Raw genomic sequence first — 2,164 nt, 5'->3', positions numbered from 1 at the left:
GCTACACTTTTGGGAATTGAAAACCAAATCCAGTAAGGCTTTTACTTTTGGGATTTTGAAATTTGCCAGTTTAACCCGAACTCACGTTAATTAAAAACCAGAGCCATAATCTGTGGTGTAGGCTGAGCCTGCACCACAGATTGCGGGCTTAGCTAATTACTTGCCGCCTTTTTTGAGGGCGAGAATTGCTTCGACAGAAGCAGTGTCTTGGCTGGGATAATTAGCGGTAATCGCCAAACCACGGATAGATTCAATCAGAGCCTTAGCTTCTGGAGGAGTTTTGGCTTTCTCCGCAGCAGGCATGAAGGCTTGGACAATATTCCAAGTTTTATCAGCATCGATATAGAAATAGCCAACATTACTGGTAGGAAGAGTACTAATCACTGACTTAAAGGTGGCATCACCATCGATCGCAGCAGTAGGCTTGGGCACGAATAGCGATACGATCGGAGAAGCCGTGAGAAATACTACATCCTGTTGACTCCAGCCGTGAGATACGATCGCCCCTGGAGCGCCTGGTGCTGACCATTCCGTCACCGCAACTCCGCCAACATCTTTTTTGCTCACCTTGCCGCCATTTTTAGCAACAAAATCATCTAACTTCGTCAGTAGAGATTCACCCGCAGCACGTTTCGTGGTCTGGATCAGTAGCAAGGGTGCGAGTCCTTGAGTTTGGGCTAAGATTCCTTCAGGCTTGCCCTCAATAGGAGCGAGCGCATATTCACCATCCATCCATCCAAAGATATCCTTATCAAGATCTAGAGCCAATGGAGAAGACTTCAATTGAGTGCGCGTGTCATCGATGCTTTTCTTGAGTTCGGGTGTTTTTTCAGCTGACTTGACAAATTGTTCCCAAGAACTGTTGATATTAGAGCCATTGATCACCATGAATGCTTGAGAAGGAATCTGAGCAATGACCTTGTTGGGTGAATTTTTGAGAGCGGCAATTGCATCGGGATCAAATTTACCGAGAGCTTTAAAGCGGATGCCCGCATCATCGATACCGAAACCCATATTCAGGGATTTCAGCTTTTTCAATTGCTCTAATGATTCGGGGGGAATGGTCTGCGATTCGGGACTTAGTGCTGACAATTGCACGATGGATTCGCCAAAATTGGGAACAAAAACTTGGAAGACGGGGTTTTGAATTTTTAGATCGTCAGCACCTACGGAACCAGCTAGGGAAGCTTCGCCTTTGAAAGTATCGATCGCTTTCTGAGTAGTTTGCTCTTGAGGGGTGACGATCAAGTAATCACCGACCATTGCCGTAACACTGGCATTCGTGCCTTCACCATATTGGGTGACTTTTACGCCTTTATAATCGGATTGTTTTTCCTTGCCACCCGCTTTAGTTTTAACCCTATCGGTCAAGAACTTCTCGGCACCTACCTTGTCCTTAACCTCAACTACCACCAAAATATTGGGAACTGCTTTTGTATCAGGAGTAACTTTGTCTTGTACGAATTGTACCGAACCTGTATCGCTCATTGGAACGTAGCGGACTGGGGCAACAGCTTGGGTACGCGGTAAGAGACTGGCGGTTTTAGTGGAGGGTAGAATGGCGATGGTGATATTTTTACCAATCCAAGGCTTGACATCTTTTTCATAGTCAAAGTCACCTGTGGAGAGGTTGGTCTTTACCTTGGCGAGCATATCATCGTAAAGCTTTTTGGTCTCTGGCGAGAGGAACTGCTCTAGTTTTGATAGGGCTTCCCCATCCGTTGACAGAGACATTGCCATCAATGACTGTTTGGGGACAATCGTAAGTGTTCCCGTACTACCACTAGCCGTAGGTGTAATAGTTGGTTTGTTGAAGAAGAAGTAAGCACCTACGCCACCAGCGACAACCACAGCCGCGCCACCAATAAGTGGTAGTAAATTTGGCTTTGTTTCTGTCATAAATTTAAGACCTCAATTTTATTTTAATTTTATTGATTTCAAGATGTCAGTATAGTACTTAAGTCAAAATCACCATAGATTGGATTTACACATTGGTTGTGAGATCGATCGCATTGAATATCCAACAAGACTGCTGCAAAGTCTCCAAATAAAGCTATGGCATGAGTCAAGACAAAATAGGGAGAAGATAGCGATCGCTAAATATAATCTTCATATTTCTTAGAATTTATCTAAGTACCTCAGCATAATTAAAATCCAGATCTAA

The 2,164-nt window shown here is 44.3% G+C and carries 1 protein-coding gene; it reads right to left on the bottom strand.

The features are described from left to right. Window positions 1-156: 156 nt before the first annotated feature. A complete protein-coding gene (locus AC805_RS01410; RefSeq protein WP_055073758.1) occupies window positions 157-1,899 on the bottom strand; it encodes a DUF3352 domain-containing protein in 1,743 nt (580 codons plus the stop codon). Between the last annotated feature and the right edge of the window lie 265 nt (window positions 1,900-2,164).

This window comes from Pseudanabaena sp. 'Roaring Creek' (genome assembly GCF_001402795.1).
In the GTDB taxonomy this organism is placed as follows: Bacteria; Cyanobacteriota; Cyanobacteriia; order Pseudanabaenales; family Pseudanabaenaceae; genus Pseudanabaena.
This window is presented reverse-complemented; position numbering and strand designations above follow the sequence as displayed.